The sequence below is a fragment of the Candidatus Cloacimonadaceae bacterium genome (assembly GCA_030693415.1).
GTDB lineage: Bacteria > Cloacimonadota > Cloacimonadia > Cloacimonadales > Cloacimonadaceae > JAUYAR01.
In genome coordinates, this window is record JAUYAR010000105.1 from 1 (window position 1) to 14,172 (window position 14,172).

Consider the following 14,172-nt stretch of genomic DNA (forward strand, 5'->3'; position numbering starts at 1 on the left):
GTGGCTCTCATCAAGCGGAATGGGTGGCTCAGTTACTCCGGAATATCCATATGCCAAGAACTGAGAAGATCAACAAAGACTCCATAGATAAGCTTATGGGCATCATCAATACCCAGTTGGGAGATGACTTCGCAGCACTGGTCAATGAGCCCACCAAAGCGATAATAGACCGCTGTGTGCGGCTCGGACTCAAGGACACCCAAGTGCAAGCCCCTACTAAGACCAGTATCGGGCTCTGGAGCATCGAGGATCAGCATCTATCATCCACAATCCAGAAGCAGCAGTTGTTCTGGATTGGCAATCATTTTGAAGCTGATATAAGACAGAACTTTGCCGATACACTCACCAATGCCATCGAACAGGGCTATACGAAAGAGATGCTGGCAGATACCCTCAAACAGCAGTTTGGTGACATCGCAGATAAGTCATCCCACTACTGGCAAGGACTGGCAGAACATACTGCTCTCAGAATCAGAGAGTTCGGCAGGCTTCAAGGTTACAAGAAAGCCAAAGCCAGATACTACAAGCTCGTGGTGATCCTGGATGACCGTACCAGTGATATCTGCCGTGCTTTGGCAGCTCAAGACAGGGTCTATCCGCTTAACGATGCCCTGGAAGTGATGGATAACCTCATGGCATTAGATATCAAGTCGAATAGTCTGGATGATGCCCGGGAATACATCAAAGCACTAGCACCCTGGATCAAAGATGATCAGATCGAATACGACTCACAGATGAACCCGGTTGGTGTCACCGGAGCGCACACACCTTTCCCACCGTTTCATTGGAAGTGTAGGACTGGGACGGTTATGACTTGATTACGCACATGCCTTCCTGTCGTAGCACTTGAATGATCGGTGCTTTAATATTATTAATGACATCTATGGACTGGGAGCAAATACTTACGATATCATCATAGTCAATTTTGGAATCTTCATAAAGGCTGAATAAGCCATAGTTTATTTGATTGTAAAACACATCATAGGGGGTTTCGGATACTGGAAATCTTGTTGTTTCTGGGGATTCGATATAGTTGTTAAGGTTCTCTGGTCCACTTACTTTCTTTTCGATCAATATGCTATTGTAAAAAGGCAGCTTAATCACTTTTTTAGAATAGGAATCTAATAATGAAGAAACCTCATTGACATAAGACACAATGGTGCGGTTCACATACATAGCGATCATTAGCTCCACATAAGAAGAAACCAGTTTGTCTTTATACGTATGCCAATACGATTTTACTCTTTTTTCAACATGCTTATCGGAAATTTTGGCATGTACATCCGCTGAGTGAATCTCTTCATTTGTTAAGGATACTATCGTTTCATACGTGACTTGATCTATAACAGCTGGAATTGCTGAAAAAACTTCATTAAGTACTAATTGATAGCACTGCTGTTTCGCCCTCTGAACATTTGCATTGTGTTCTATAGTTGTTATTGAGTATTTCTTGTGATCCGATGAAACTGCATTGTTGTAGCAATTACTGCATACTCCAAAATCATATAGATAATAACCGTCTTTATTGGGATCACTTTCAATTTGTCCAAACTGCTCAGAGTAATTGAGTTGATTGCTGACCTCATCATCTCCTATAAGAGTAGATAAATTACCACCTTCATACTCGACTTTCAACTTTTTGTCACAGTTAATGCACACGAACAGCTTACCTTTTACTTGTAGCCAAGACATAACTTCTCCTTTAATATTGGATAACAGAGGACTACGAATTTATCAGTAGGAGCACCAAAACGACGATGGCAGTACCACCTATTATCCAACCAAATACTGGACGTATTCCAAACGGATTCCACCAAGCTTGCCTTGATAATCTTCTTGCTTCATCAAAATCGCCTCTTGCTTTAGCCTTACTTGCTTCTATACATCTTAATAGCACAAAAACACCGACTATCGAGGGCATGATAGTTGCTGTTACTATACCTAAAACAATCAGTCCTATTGATAGCCAATAGGGTGGCTTAACATCCATAACTATACTCCAAAACTACTCCATAGCTAAAAGGCCTTTATTGATTTTCGTTTTATAATCTACAGGAGATATATCAGATACTGATGTAACCAATCTAATGAATGCATTTTTATCTGGTGTGGTAAAAGAGAACTGACCTTGTTGAGGAAATAGCATCCTTATTAATTTCATGCAGTTGGTTATGTTGTCTGACACTATGTCATCACCTCGTGCCGACATCATTGAGAAAAGAGTTCCTAATCTCCATGTCATATGTTTGGCACAAATTATATTGAAATATATGCCTATTAGTGGTATTTGTCCTAGTGCTTTGTCTAATAATAAATCTGATAACACCTCTGGTATTATGTTCTTAATCACTGGACCTGCTGAATCCATTGAAACTGGTACATGACCATAGATTGAACGAATTTCCGTCCAAAGTGGGGCATAAATACCAGGGACAACACCTACATCAGCTGCTAAGGTAAACGGAAAGCCAAAAATACCCGAAATACCCTGTACCCATTGGTTGCTTGATGCCTTACCTTCAATGATTGCGTAACAAGCTTGTGCATGTGCCTTAAAATCATCCATTTTCACCTCTCTGTTGTTTTGATTAACACTGATCTTTTGATCCTGGTTGTTATTTGTATTATGAGACATACTATGCGAGCCCACTACTATCTCAGTAATAGCCTCTGAAACTTGTGGTGTTTCTTTTCTAATCGGTAAAGCTCCTAAAACTGTAGCAAATTCAGATCTTTCCCAGATAACTACTTCGCAATCACATTCTTTTTGTATAGCATCTACTAGACCAACAACTTTTGCGGAACCTCCAACAAGCAATACCTTAGGCCTGCTAATCTGCGTCCTCTCCTTTAATTTACCAATAAAAGGGGATATGGACAGAATAGTCTGTCTTATATATCTCTTATTGACGATGTCTGCCATAACATCCATAGGGATTGATATAGTTTGCTCTTGAAGCTTGACAGCACTATCAGATTGAAAACGGCACGCTTTTTCCTTTAAATTTCTTAGCTTTTCTAGCAGCAGGTTTCTGTTTTGTCTACAGTACAATTGTTCGCTATTGTCCGCTGCCGTCAAAATATGGTTGAAAAGCTCTTGATCCAAATCGTATCCTCCAATTCGATTATCTCCATCTGGTGGTATGTCACTAAACAACTCAAATCTGCCTGGGCTTATTTGTCTCAGGCAAGCCCAGTCAAGTGTCCCACCACCGCAATCTAGCACTACTATGTATTCATCGGAAACCTTCTGTTCATAAAACCATGCCTCAGCTGCAGCTATTGGTTCTCGCACAAATGATAAGGTATCAGACTGGAACCCAGCGGCTACGACCGCTGTTTTTAATAAGTCCTCATCTGCAGGTCCATATTGTACGGGAATAGTTAAAAACAATTGATAGGTTGATTCATTTGAAAAGCTCTGATTCTGCTTTATCAATGCCTTAAGAGACATAAACATAAGTGTAAGCAAATCAATTGGAGACGTTTTCTGCCCATTTCCAGTGATCAAAACTCCACTTCTTAAGGAACGTTTTAAGGGACAATCCAGTAAACCTAGTGAAGATTCATTGGCCAGAAACCTTGCATCATCGCCAAAATACCTTCCACCATCTTCTGCCAAATAGAAAATGGATGGTAAATAAGGCCTATCGTCTTCACCAATTCTAAACAACTCAGATTTACCATTGCTGTCAATAAACGCCATTTTGGTCCTTGATGTTCCAAAATCAATAGACACAGCGTTAAGCATACATCATAACCAATTACAGATCAAATTACTCAGTGGTATAGTGAATAACACAAGTAAGAACATTGTAGTTGAACTAACTAGCATTCATCATCCTTGAAATGTGATCAGACAAGTTTGATACTGTGCGAATCTTAACAGTATCAGCTATTGTTAGTTCAATATTGAATTGCTCTTCAAGAGCAATCACTAATAATACATGTTGTAGCGAATCTTCAATTAAGGATGCTACGACATGTCCATTCGAAATTTTGTCGACTGGTCTTTCTGTGACCATTGACAAGACGTATTTTACTCGATCAAGGGTGGAATACTCTCTTTGCTGCTCCAACACTTCAAGTTGTTCAGTAGGCTCTTGTTGGTAGGTCGTATTATTGTCACTCAACCACTTAACAAGCTTGATTCCACCATATACTAACGCAATCGTAATCGGATCGAAGATTCACCTCCCAAAATTATCGTAATCATGTTCCACTTGCTTGCTTGGCTTTTCTAAGCCAATTTCTGGCCTCAAGGATGTTTTTAGTTACACCAATGCCATTCTCATAACAATCTGCAACTAATTGCATTGCTTCAGCATCTTCCAAATCTGCTGCCTGTTTATAATATTTGAATGCCCTACTAGCATTCTGTTCAACAAAATATCCATCCTTATAACACTCACCAATAAATTTCATGCTGTATGTTTCACCGTTTTCAGCAGCCACTCTGTATAAACAAAAAGCCTTAGTAGCATCTTCATCGGTTCCAAATCCCTCAAGATAGCAATCTGCTAAAGCTCGAATTGAATAGAGAAATCCTAATTTAGTAGATTTGTTAAAGCAGTTAAAAGCCGCTTGTTTGTAAGTATCATCAATGTTAAGCTCTTTGTAACACAACCCTAAAGCAAAGAGAGCCTCATCGTTATCAACTGATTCTTTATCCAACTCAATTGCTCTGTTAAATAGAGATATGGCTTTATCATATTCTCCGAAAGATATTGAAGCGATTTTCCCTTGTAGAACAATTGCATCAACAAAATCTGGATCAGCTGCAAGATTTTGCTCAAGAAGGCAGGCAGCATCATTTACTTCTCCCAGGTTCCAATACAGAAGACACTTTAGATATTTGGCAGAGATTTGATTTGCATCCAACTCTATTACTTTATCTAACAAGCTTAATGTCTGATTCTGATTTTCTTGTGCCAATGATATTATCGTAAGACCTAAATACAATAGAGGACATTCAGGAATTCGTTTCAACAATGCATCAAATACCGTTTTTGCTTTCTGGGCATCGCAAAAATCTTGATTAGTAGTTGCATAAATCCAGCCATAAATCAAATATGCTAAATCCCGATCAAAACCTTCACTTATCGAATTGTCACGATATTTTTTCAGTAATTCTGGCGTATTAACAATAGTCGATTCAATCTCGGTCATTCTATTATTAACATCACCGTTAGACGGACGATAACATGATACTAGCAAGAAGTAATAATATGCTTCAAAATATCTGGAATTTGAAAAAGCTGATTCCCCTTTATGGATAACATCATCGACATCAAGAAAATCGAGTCCTACTCCGGATGAGCAACATTCATTCAATGCTCCAAGGACTGTAGCAAATTCTGATCTTTCCCAGCTAATCGGATTGCACGCACCAGAGGATGATAGCCCATCATACAAGAGCTTAAATTTTGAACTGCCACCAACAAGTAACAAATCAGGTTTTACGTTCCCTAATTTTGATGTTACCTTACTAATAAAAGGAGTGATCGAAACTATAGCTTGACTTACATACCTTTGTTTCACGACCTCTTCAATATCTTTAATTGAAACATGGACTTTCAATTTTGATAGAGATAACACACCATCTGTTTTTGTTTTACTGAACTTCTCTTTTAGTGTCTGAAGTTGCCTAATAACTGTATTCTTGTTTTTCCTAAAATAGTCGATCTCATCGTGGGGTAGATTAGATAATATGTGTTTGTACAGTTCTTCATCTATGTCATACCCACCTATTTTATCGTCACCGCCGAAATTGATTTCGGGTATCAACTCAAAATGACCAGGCATTGTTTGTTTTAAACAAGCCCAATCGAGTGTTCCCCCACCACAGTCAAGCACGATCAGATATTTTGAATCATAACTTGTTTCCGAAAACCATGCTTGAGCAGCAGCTATTGGTTCTCGTATGAATGCTAGGTTTTCATCCTCAAAGCCAGCATTAACGGCTGCCTCACGTAGTAACTTTTCGTCAGGAGGACCGTATAATGATGGGATAGTTATAACTGCCTTAAGGTGTTTTACACTTGAAAACTCAGGATGTTGCAGTAATTTTTCACGCAAGCATGAAAACAGGGTCTGCAGCAATATCTTTGGAGTAGTTTTCTGACCGTTACCAGCTATGATTATTGACTCTCTCAGAGATCTTTTTAGGGGCTGATCAAGCAATCCTCCAGGATCATCTTTCCCAAGAAAAACCGCATCATCACCGCAGAATATCTCTCCATTACACGAAAGATAGAACAAGGAAGGAATATAGGGTTTATCATCATCCCCAATTCTAAACAGCTCTGCCTTCTTGCTGGCAGAGTCAAAATATGCCATTTTTGTTCGTGTTGTTCCGAAATCAATTGAAATGAGTTTATTATTGATAGACATCATATACTCTCAAGGTTTTGTATAATTTTACTGCAAACATTTATTGCATGTCCATAGATTTTATTACCGTACATGTGTTTTTTGATGTGGTATTCCTTATGCAATTGATAGGCTGTTTTCCCTAGTTGTTCATTACTTGAGTTTAAATCACAGTTAAGCCTACGCTCTATACTTGATCCTGATATCCCGAACAAGTGCTGCAACTGGCGCTTATCATTGATGTCAAACTCCTCATTTTCGCTTTCCATAAGTTTTAAACATATGATGTCAGATTCAAAGAAATCAAAGCAAAGCTTGGAGAAATACAGAGTATCGTCTACTTTGCGAAGCATGGATTCTAAAACTAAAGTATTGGTATCAATTATTTGTCGTGTTTCATCAACATACTGTTTAACCTTACTTAATCTTATATCCGAGGATATGGTCGTCAGTGCTATGCTTGCATCTCGTGTTAGGGCTTTTTGCCTATTTAACTCTTGATCTATTTTTATCTTAACTTCTGCTCCAACTTCAGCAGCTTTATTGACCGCTGTACCCAGTTTAATAATCTTCGCTTTCGATATGAAGTGCTTTGTTAACAAATCAGTTAATAGAGAGACCCCACTAAGCTCTAACAACTCAAACAACAAATCGTTTACTTTATTGATGGATTTGTGTTTAGCATATCGACAGCACAGAGGTAAAACAAGCCAGTTAATTCTTTGTTTTAAATTTATGACAGGAAAATCATCTTGAGTAAAAAGATCTTCCTCAATCATGTCTAGGCTCTTACTATTAATATAATCAAGTAGTTCTTGCCATACATCTCCTGTATTTGCGGCTAAGACGCTGGCTAAAAGTCCACTTGTTGGGACGACGCAGGATACCTTCCCAACTAGTTCAACTTCGAATTTCTTCGCTCTTTCTTTAGCCTTTTCCCAAGCGCGTCCATCAAAATGCTCCCATTTCTGGAGAGTTGCAATGCTGTTATAAGCTGATGCTCCAGGCAATCTAGTCTTAGAGCCAAATAGATTTAATATCTCTTTATCGTCTGTTCTCATGCTAGGATTAATAACGTACACTATTGCATCGGCACTACCACCATGCATTAGAGTTTGTTCTTCTAACAGAAAACCTAGGGTCGCGTCTTCATGCTCTTGTATTGTGCTTCTTGTTCCAGGGGTATCCACAATACTTGTGATTTTCAGCAACTCTGAGTTTGAGTAAAAATCTATCCATTTAGTTCGTGTAATATTCTCTTGAGAGCCAATCCATTTCGATATTTCGTGAAGAGGGTGATCGCTAATGCTGCCGTCTTGCCAGTAAACACGGAATATCTTAATATCTGCATTTTTTGAGTATCGAAACCAATTAATGGTTGCAGTAGTTTCATTAATACCCACCGGTGCTAGATCTGATCCAATTATTGAGTTTAAAAGAGTCGATTTACCTGAACGCATTTGACCAATGAAAGCTATAGTAAAGGGGGACTTAAGAGTTTCCAGCAAGTGTAGGGATTCAATTCTTGAAGCATATTCTGCGGTAACAGGATGTCTAATCAACTCCCTGGGAAAGCTGAAGGAAAATTCTTGTATCAAGTCTTCAATTTTTTCGTAAGAAAAAAGTATGTCTGTATTCACTGCTTGATCTCTTGAATACTGATATTTAAATCATCTATGACTTTCTTTACACTTTTTATCATCTCTTGTAGAGTTGATGTGTTTTCTTTTCGCTGCTCCTGTGTCTGTTGCCTAGCAGCTTGTATTTCGGACAGTTTGTTTTTGAATTCGTTATCTCTCTGTTTTATTGCCAATCCAAGCATGTCACGTATTCGTTTGTCATATTGGATAAAGGTGTTTTCGAAGCATCTGATAGATTCGGATTGCATGCGTCTAGCGGTATCGCAAAGGATAGACTCTAGCGTCCTTAGATATTCCTCTCTCTTTCGCTTTTGTGCGTCTAAGGTTGCAGCAGCACCCCCCAATGCTCCCCCAATGATAGTAACGATCAGACTTGGGGGGAAGATAATTCCAGCAACAATGCTGGCTAACATCCCTCCTGCCATACCACCATACAATGCTGTTCTAGCTTTTTCAAAAGTACTTGTTGGTATTCCCAAAGTGTCTTTTGGTCTCACATCTATGGGATTGAATCTTATTTGATCTGCGACAAATTCACTGTTTAACAACTTCTGGGATAGATCAGAGCATAGTTCGTACTCTTGTTTATTATGGTACTCTAATACACTATTTATCATTTCGTGGCACTTGTCTATAAAAACAGATATGATTTCTTGTGCAGCTGTGTTAAGACCGTCTGAATCCACATCCATTTCTCGGATTTCCTTAACAAAGCTGGATACTAATGTGCCATTGGGCGATGGATCAAGATCTCTAAACAGGCTATCTCGAGTAGTCCGTTTTAGCGTATCAAGGTTATCCTGAAACTCCTTAACTAAGCTTGGGTACTCAGTATTTCTCCAGTTTTCATACTTTGATCTCTCCTCAAGGATTTGCTTTTCTATAGTATCTAGTTGCTCCTTATTCTCCGCAGAAGTGATTATCATTTTCTCGGTCAAGAGCCTATGGATTTCAATTGCATGAGAAATTGTACTAATCAGTAAGTTCTGGTACAGCTTGTCACTTTTTTGTGGGATCAAATGATTATAAAGAAAATACAATATCTTCGAAAACCCACTTCGGTCAAGTTCTTTTCCCGATTTGATCCTGTCTGCTTTATGCTTTAACTTCGAACTTACAGGGAAGTATATCAGTTTCTCTTTAGGTACATTTAACTCTTTAGCTAATATATCTTTGTTTCTGGTCATCCAAGCTTCCCACTGTGTTTGAGGAACAATGTCAGTTTTTGTCTGAACAAAGAATATGTATGGTGAAAGAGTTTTCAATTTCTGCAGATATTCAATCTCAGCCCGGCTAAGAAGTGTTTCTACGGAATCACAAACGAAAAATATCGCATCTGCATTGGGGATGTATTTCCAGGTAATCTCCTTATGTTGCTTAATTATTCCACCAAGTCCAGGTGTATCGATTATCACTATTCCCTTTTTAAGTAATGGATTGGGGCTTTGAATCGCTATAAACTCAACACCTTTTTTGTTTTGAGGGTTTCCATCTTCTGTACCGTATTCAGCAATTTCTGCCTCCTTAATAATTCTATTCTGAATCTTGTTTTCAATGTCTTTGAAGTATACCCGTATTTTATGCTCTTTCCCATACACTAATTTGTAGACTGTTGAAGTAGCAATATCGTCTTGGACTGGAACTAAACTGGGTTGGCCTAGCAAAGCATTTATGAAGCTGCTTTTCCCCTTTTTGATCTCTCCAATAACAACAATCCGAAATATCCCTTTTTGGTAATTCGAATTTAACTTATGCAGTGTCTCAACTGCTTCGGATCTTCCAACAATCGATCCTAACTCAGCTAATCGTTTAATAACTGTGTCAATTTGAGTGTTTTCTGGATTCAATAGCATTTATTTTCTCCTCACAAATACATAAGTAACTGATCTACATCTGTATCACTTAAACTGTCGATGTATGATGCAAAATCTATTTCTTGAGTGTGCATATTTAAATCAGGACTTGTAACTGAAACATCATGACTACCTGAATGATCATCCAAAAATGATGTCAATTGACTGCCCCAGCCTGTTGAGCCACCATTAGGAGAAATGTCAGTTGCTACGTAATTAAATCCAGAGTCTTGCCATGCATCCATGAAGTCATTCAAAGCATATTGTTTTCCTGCTCCATTAGGATCACCAGAGTCATTGATTATTACTTGTGGATTATTGGGATCAGTAAAATCGACACCAGTAACCCAGATCGCATGATCCGCAGATTGGTGAAAGAAGTCCTCCAATGGTTCCCCATGCCATAATTCGCCAGAATCAACCCCAACAATAACTTTTCTTCCCTCAGATAACTCAGACATCAAATCCTGAATCGAGGCTCCATCATTTGTATGGCAAGGAACCCCATGTAATTCCAGAAGATTGCCCACATCATCAGGGTTCATCCCGTTCTCTGTTAGCCATCCATTAGCAGTAGCTTCATACACTAATTGTGATTCAGATACTTCCTCGCCTGTAAATTGCTCAATGATTCCTCTTTGTGCTTGGACAGCACAGGTAAAATCTGTTTCTTGTTGTTGCCAGTGATTTTGATCTGCATTTGGTGTCCCCACAATAGCTGGATTATCATCCCAAGGCATTTGGACATTGTCATAATCAAAACCTAAAGCATCGTATGAATCTTCTAAGCCCATTCCTTGACTATTGCCTAATGAATTGATTCTTACTCCTCCAGTAATAGTTGGAGTCATCTCACCTACAAGTTGATAATCTTCATAAATCCAAGCACCATCATTAACATGGTTTGGTTCGATTGACAAAGAGTTTCCTAGAGCATCGTCTTGTTGACCATCATAGTCAACAATGTCATCAAATTCATCCATTGTTTTCTCCTTGAACTGATCTTTCTTACGTATTTTAGGAAGTATTTTTAGTCCTACCACCAATTCCACGTTATCTGAGAATGCGATAATTTGTCAATCACAATTTCTGTTGCATCCTTATGCATCCGTATTTGTGTTTATCCGGGGTAGTGGTTTCTTTGCACTGGATAGAGTATCCATAGACATCGCAAGGAGACACAATGGAAGCTAACTTACTGGAACGTATGAAAGAACAACTGCTGAGGCATGAGGGTTTGCGGCTGAAACCATATCGCTGTATAGCAGGTAAATTGACCATCGGAGTCGGTCGTAATCTGGATGATTGTGGTATCTCTCAGAAGGAAGCTTATGTCCTCTTAGAAGGCGATATTTTGCAGTGTGAGAGGCAAATTCTGTCTGAGATTCCAAAAATCTATCTTCAGATTGATGAGGTACGTAAATCGGTACTGCTGAATATGTGCTTTAACATGGGCATAAAAGGACTACTTAGCTTCAAAAACACCCTTGCGTTCATAGAAGCAGGCGACTGGGAACGGGCTGCAAATAACATGCTTGTATCCAAGTGGGCAAAGCAAGTTGGTCGCAGGGCGATTGAATTATCCGAACTGATGAGGAAAGGTAAGTGATACCTATCCCGGTCGAGATTGATCCCATGCTGGCTATTCTCAATCTCCCCAAGGAGATGGGTGATAACGGCATCTTCAAAGAACATCGGACTCTGGTTCTGGAGACGGTTCGTTCTGTTGTTTTACCAGAACACTATATTCGGGCAATCCAGGAAGACATGCCAGATGAAGAGCCATTCAGTGTCTCTTTTCGTTTTGGGTTCTGTTTCCTTATGCTGCATAGTACATGTGAGTTTCTCAATTTGAAGACCCTGGGCGAGGGAATAGTCAAGACCGTAGGATTAGACCAGTCAGCCACCGAACTGCTCACAGGAAGCGAAATTGACGCATTCAAAGCCAACCTTGAGCTAAGAGCACTGACTGGGCTTCGTGACTATCTCAATCTACAAGGTCAGAATCGCCTGGATGAGCTGAAACCCCGACCTCCGAGAGTGATCCGGGTGGGAGTGATCTGATGCCTGATAGCTATACCACTCCGGATGAACTGATGCGGGAGATCTACCTGGCTATCTATGCTGCCTTGGAGAGCCGACTGCATTTGATTGGTTCTGTGATCGATGCCGAGTCCCGCAAGGAGATACTGGCACAGCAGATCTACGATAAGGGCGACTTTTATGGTAATACAGGCTATCTGGTCGAGACTAGTCCATCAGCTATGATCCTGAGAGTAGGCTCCAATGTCCGTCACGAGCCTTTCGTTTTGGGCGGTAAAGTGCCTTCCTGGACTCCGATCGCTCCACTAATCGCCTGGGTCGAACGCAAGCACCTGTCTTGGACTGACAAGGAGACAGGAAAGCTCTGACCGTTGCCGAGATCGCTTATCTCATCAGGGGCAAGATCAAGCGGGAAGGCATAGCTGCCCGTAACGTATTCGCATCTGTTATTGCTAACCGGGAGCAGTGGATATACCAACAACTGAATTCTATCGAGGTAAGTCTATGACCGCACATGAAAAGTTTACTGTTGAAAGAGACAGGATAGTGAATGCCCTTACGTTTTCCGATATCCCTACCATCCAGTTTAACAAAGATGTGATCCCCAAGCAGTTGCCTTGCGCTATAGTGATCCTCGACTCAGAGACAGGCAAGAACGGCACATCCCGACAGTATGTGAGTACCGATCTGGCTTGGACAGTATTCCTGATCGTTAATGCCCAGAATGTATCTGATCCTGATTCCGACTTGTATCTGCTCAAGGAGAAGTTCCGGTCTTTCTATCTCAAGCTGATGAACCGGGACCTGCCCAGTGTGGAATACTACACCAGCCGCATCGATGGCACCCGACTGGTCAGGATTGCCAAGATAGACCTGTTGAAGAGTGGTACTGGAGCCTCTGCATGAGAGTAATGCGACTGGGTGGCTATAACCTGGCAATCAGCTCTGCCAGCGACCTTCTGGAGAGCAAGTACAAGCCCGAGCCGATTGATTTATCCAAGTGCAGCCGGGTCGGTAAGCAACTGATCTCCAAAGCAGCCGAGACCAAGAAAGTAGTCTCTCAACCCTACTCCATGAGCAATCTGCTCAACCTCCTGGATACCGATGAGTATCACTCGGGTTGTGTGGATGCCTTGTCTATGGCAACGGTTATGGAGTTCGACTGCAAGAACAGCCAGGTAAAGTCCTGGATGGAAGCTGCGGAGTTCCCTGCCTGTGAAGACCAGACCACTATCCTGGCAGAGATGATCAAGTTCTATCTCGCCTGTGGGAATGGCTTCCTGATCAAGATGCGTAACGCACAGGGACAGTGGATGGGTCTGGAAAGGATGCTGCCCTCTGAAGTGCAGATCGTGGAGAACTATGATGAGTTCGGCTTCTTTCGCCCTAACTACATCCAGGTAAAGAACAACCAGAAGAAAGACTTTGCCTATGCCGATATCATCCACATCAAGAAGAGCACTCATAAGAGCAATGCCTGGGGCTTAGCCTGTTTACCCATAGCTATCAATGTCGAGATACTCTCCGAGATCAAGACCTTCGACTACAACAACTTCAAGAACGGTCTCATGATCGACTATTTCGTGATCGTAGAAGGTGGAACTCTCAGAGACGGAACTGTAACAGATGAGCAGGGCAATGAAGTCATGACCGATGCCTATACAGAGATCGAGAAAGCACTCACCGAAGTCAAAGGCAATGCCAAGAGCCACTCTACTGTACTGATCGAGAGTGAAAGCAGAGACGTTAAGATACGCCTCGAGCCACTTCGTCAGCAAGACCGGGAAGGTGGTTTCATCACACTTAAGAAAGACCTGAGAGAAGGTATCTTTGCTTATCACCGGGTCCCGGCAAGGATAGTCTCACAGCTAATCCCAGGGCAGCTTGGTGGCGATAACAAGAGCGATATGCTGATGTTCTACCACTTCGTAGTCAAACCGCTGCAGAACCGCCTGGCACTTACCCTGGCAATAGAGTTCAACTTTGAGTTCGGATGGAACCTCACTCCGGACGAATTCAACTTCGGCAATCTAACTGAGAAGCTCCAGTCTGCGGATGAGCAACTCTTTATGCAGAATCGCAATCTATAACAGGAGTCATAATATGCAAGATTTCAAACAGCAAATCAGCAATCAACAACCTATCACTAACCCTAAGGAGGTACAGTGAATATCTTCGGAACTAAGAGCAGGATCGTCAAGAAGGGCGAACTACGTAATGTGGAAGTCGAGCTGGTCTCGCTCCTCTTTGACGAGATGAACCCG

General features: G+C 40.9%; 14 protein-coding genes. 7 read left to right on the plus strand and 7 right to left on the minus strand.

The genetic code is table 11. The features are described from left to right. Positions 1-818: phage minor head protein (locus Q8M98_06410; protein MDP3114393.1), on the plus strand; the 818-nt coding region annotated here is incomplete at its 5' end. Here the strand turns inward: Q8M98_06410 and Q8M98_06415 are convergent. Beyond that, entirely contained in the window at positions 808-1,692 is an 885-nt protein-coding gene (locus Q8M98_06415; protein ID MDP3114394.1) for a hypothetical protein, read from the minus strand. The two genes, Q8M98_06410 and Q8M98_06415, sit on opposite strands and share 11 nt — an antisense overlap. Before the next feature lie 65 nt (positions 1,693-1,757). Between Q8M98_06415 and Q8M98_06420 the strand changes: the two genes are divergently transcribed. Then, positions 1,758-1,973, plus strand: a complete 216-nt coding sequence (locus Q8M98_06420) for a hypothetical protein (GenBank protein MDP3114395.1) — start codon at positions 1,758-1,760, stop codon at positions 1,971-1,973. A 32-nt stretch (positions 1,974-2,005) separates the two neighbouring features. Here Q8M98_06420 and Q8M98_06425 read toward each other — a convergent pair whose 3' ends face one another. The 6 genes from Q8M98_06425 to Q8M98_06450 form a co-directional block, all read right to left on the minus strand. Beyond that, positions 2,006-3,706 (minus strand): Hsp70 family protein, encoded by a 1,701-nt coding sequence (locus Q8M98_06425; protein MDP3114396.1) that lies wholly within the window; start codon positions 3,704-3,706, stop codon positions 2,006-2,008. Between the two features lie 118 nt (positions 3,707-3,824). After that, the gene (locus tag Q8M98_06430) at positions 3,825-4,133 is read right to left on the minus strand and encodes a phosphopantetheine-binding protein (GenBank protein ID MDP3114397.1); all 309 of its coding nucleotides are present in this window, start codon (positions 4,131-4,133) and stop codon (positions 3,825-3,827) included. A gap of 79 nt (positions 4,134-4,212) precedes the next feature. Further along, positions 4,213-6,396, minus strand: a complete 2,184-nt coding sequence (locus tag Q8M98_06435) for an Hsp70 family protein (GenBank protein MDP3114398.1) — start codon at positions 6,394-6,396, stop codon at positions 4,213-4,215. Further along, complete coding sequence (locus Q8M98_06440) at positions 6,393-8,012, minus strand: dynamin family protein (GenBank protein ID MDP3114399.1); 1,620 nt, start codon at positions 8,010-8,012, stop codon at positions 6,393-6,395. The genes Q8M98_06435 and Q8M98_06440 overlap by 4 nt, the downstream gene beginning before the upstream one ends. After that, complete coding sequence (locus tag Q8M98_06445; protein ID MDP3114400.1) at positions 8,009-9,865, minus strand: dynamin family protein; 1,857 nt, start codon at positions 9,863-9,865, stop codon at positions 8,009-8,011. The genes Q8M98_06440 and Q8M98_06445 overlap by 4 nt, the downstream gene beginning before the upstream one ends. An 11-nt stretch (positions 9,866-9,876) precedes the next feature. Next, positions 9,877-10,848, minus strand: coding sequence for a hypothetical protein (locus tag Q8M98_06450; protein MDP3114401.1), 972 nt, complete (start codon positions 10,846-10,848; stop codon positions 9,877-9,879). Between the two features lie 200 nt (positions 10,849-11,048). Here Q8M98_06450 and Q8M98_06455 point away from each other — a divergent pair, with 200 nt between their 5' ends. The 5 genes from Q8M98_06455 (at position 11,049) to Q8M98_06475 (ending at position 13,998) form a co-directional block, all read left to right on the plus strand. Then, positions 11,049-11,474: a glycoside hydrolase family protein gene (locus Q8M98_06455; GenBank protein MDP3114402.1), complete on the plus strand. Its 426-nt coding sequence runs from the start codon at positions 11,049-11,051 to the stop codon at positions 11,472-11,474. Continuing rightward, a complete protein-coding gene (locus tag Q8M98_06460) occupies positions 11,471-11,929 on the plus strand; it encodes a hypothetical protein (GenBank protein ID MDP3114403.1) in 459 nt (152 codons plus the stop codon). The genes Q8M98_06455 and Q8M98_06460 overlap by 4 nt, the downstream gene beginning before the upstream one ends. Continuing rightward, a complete protein-coding gene (locus Q8M98_06465; GenBank protein MDP3114404.1) occupies positions 11,929-12,276 on the plus strand; it encodes a hypothetical protein in 348 nt (115 codons plus the stop codon). The genes Q8M98_06460 and Q8M98_06465 overlap by 1 nt, the downstream gene beginning before the upstream one ends. Before the next feature lie 136 nt (positions 12,277-12,412). Further along, the gene (locus tag Q8M98_06470) at positions 12,413-12,814 is read left to right on the plus strand and encodes a hypothetical protein (GenBank protein MDP3114405.1); all 402 of its coding nucleotides are present in this window, start codon (positions 12,413-12,415) and stop codon (positions 12,812-12,814) included. Continuing rightward, entirely contained in the window at positions 12,811-13,998 is a 1,188-nt protein-coding gene (locus Q8M98_06475) for a phage portal protein (protein MDP3114406.1), read from the plus strand. The genes Q8M98_06470 and Q8M98_06475 overlap by 4 nt, the downstream gene beginning before the upstream one ends. The last annotated feature ends 174 nt before the right edge of the window (positions 13,999-14,172 follow it).

Excerpts from the sequence above, each read along its gene's own strand:
- Q8M98_06445 (MDP3114400.1), bottom strand. The coding sequence starts at position 9,865 with ATGCTATTGAATCCAGAAAACACTCAAATTGACACAGTTATTAAACGA.
- Q8M98_06455 (MDP3114402.1), top strand. The coding sequence starts at position 11,049 with ATGGAAGCTAACTTACTGGAACGTATGAAAGAACAACTGCTGAGGCAT.
- Q8M98_06475 (MDP3114406.1), top strand. The coding sequence starts at position 12,811 with ATGAGAGTAATGCGACTGGGTGGCTATAACCTGGCAATCAGCTCTGCC.
- Q8M98_06425 (MDP3114396.1), bottom strand. The coding sequence starts at position 3,706 with ATGGCGTTTATTGACAGCAATGGTAAATCTGAGTTGTTTAGAATTGGT.
- Q8M98_06470 (MDP3114405.1), top strand. The coding sequence starts at position 12,413 with ATGACCGCACATGAAAAGTTTACTGTTGAAAGAGACAGGATAGTGAAT.
- Q8M98_06465 (MDP3114404.1), top strand. The coding sequence starts at position 11,929 with ATGCCTGATAGCTATACCACTCCGGATGAACTGATGCGGGAGATCTAC.
- Q8M98_06420 (MDP3114395.1), top strand. The coding sequence starts at position 1,758 with ATGGCAGTACCACCTATTATCCAACCAAATACTGGACGTATTCCAAAC.
- Q8M98_06435 (MDP3114398.1), bottom strand. The coding sequence starts at position 6,396 with ATGATGTCTATCAATAATAAACTCATTTCAATTGATTTCGGAACAACA.
- Q8M98_06450 (MDP3114401.1), bottom strand. The coding sequence starts at position 10,848 with ATGGATGAATTTGATGACATTGTTGACTATGATGGTCAACAAGACGAT.
- Q8M98_06415 (MDP3114394.1), bottom strand. The coding sequence starts at position 1,692 with ATGTCTTGGCTACAAGTAAAAGGTAAGCTGTTCGTGTGCATTAACTGT.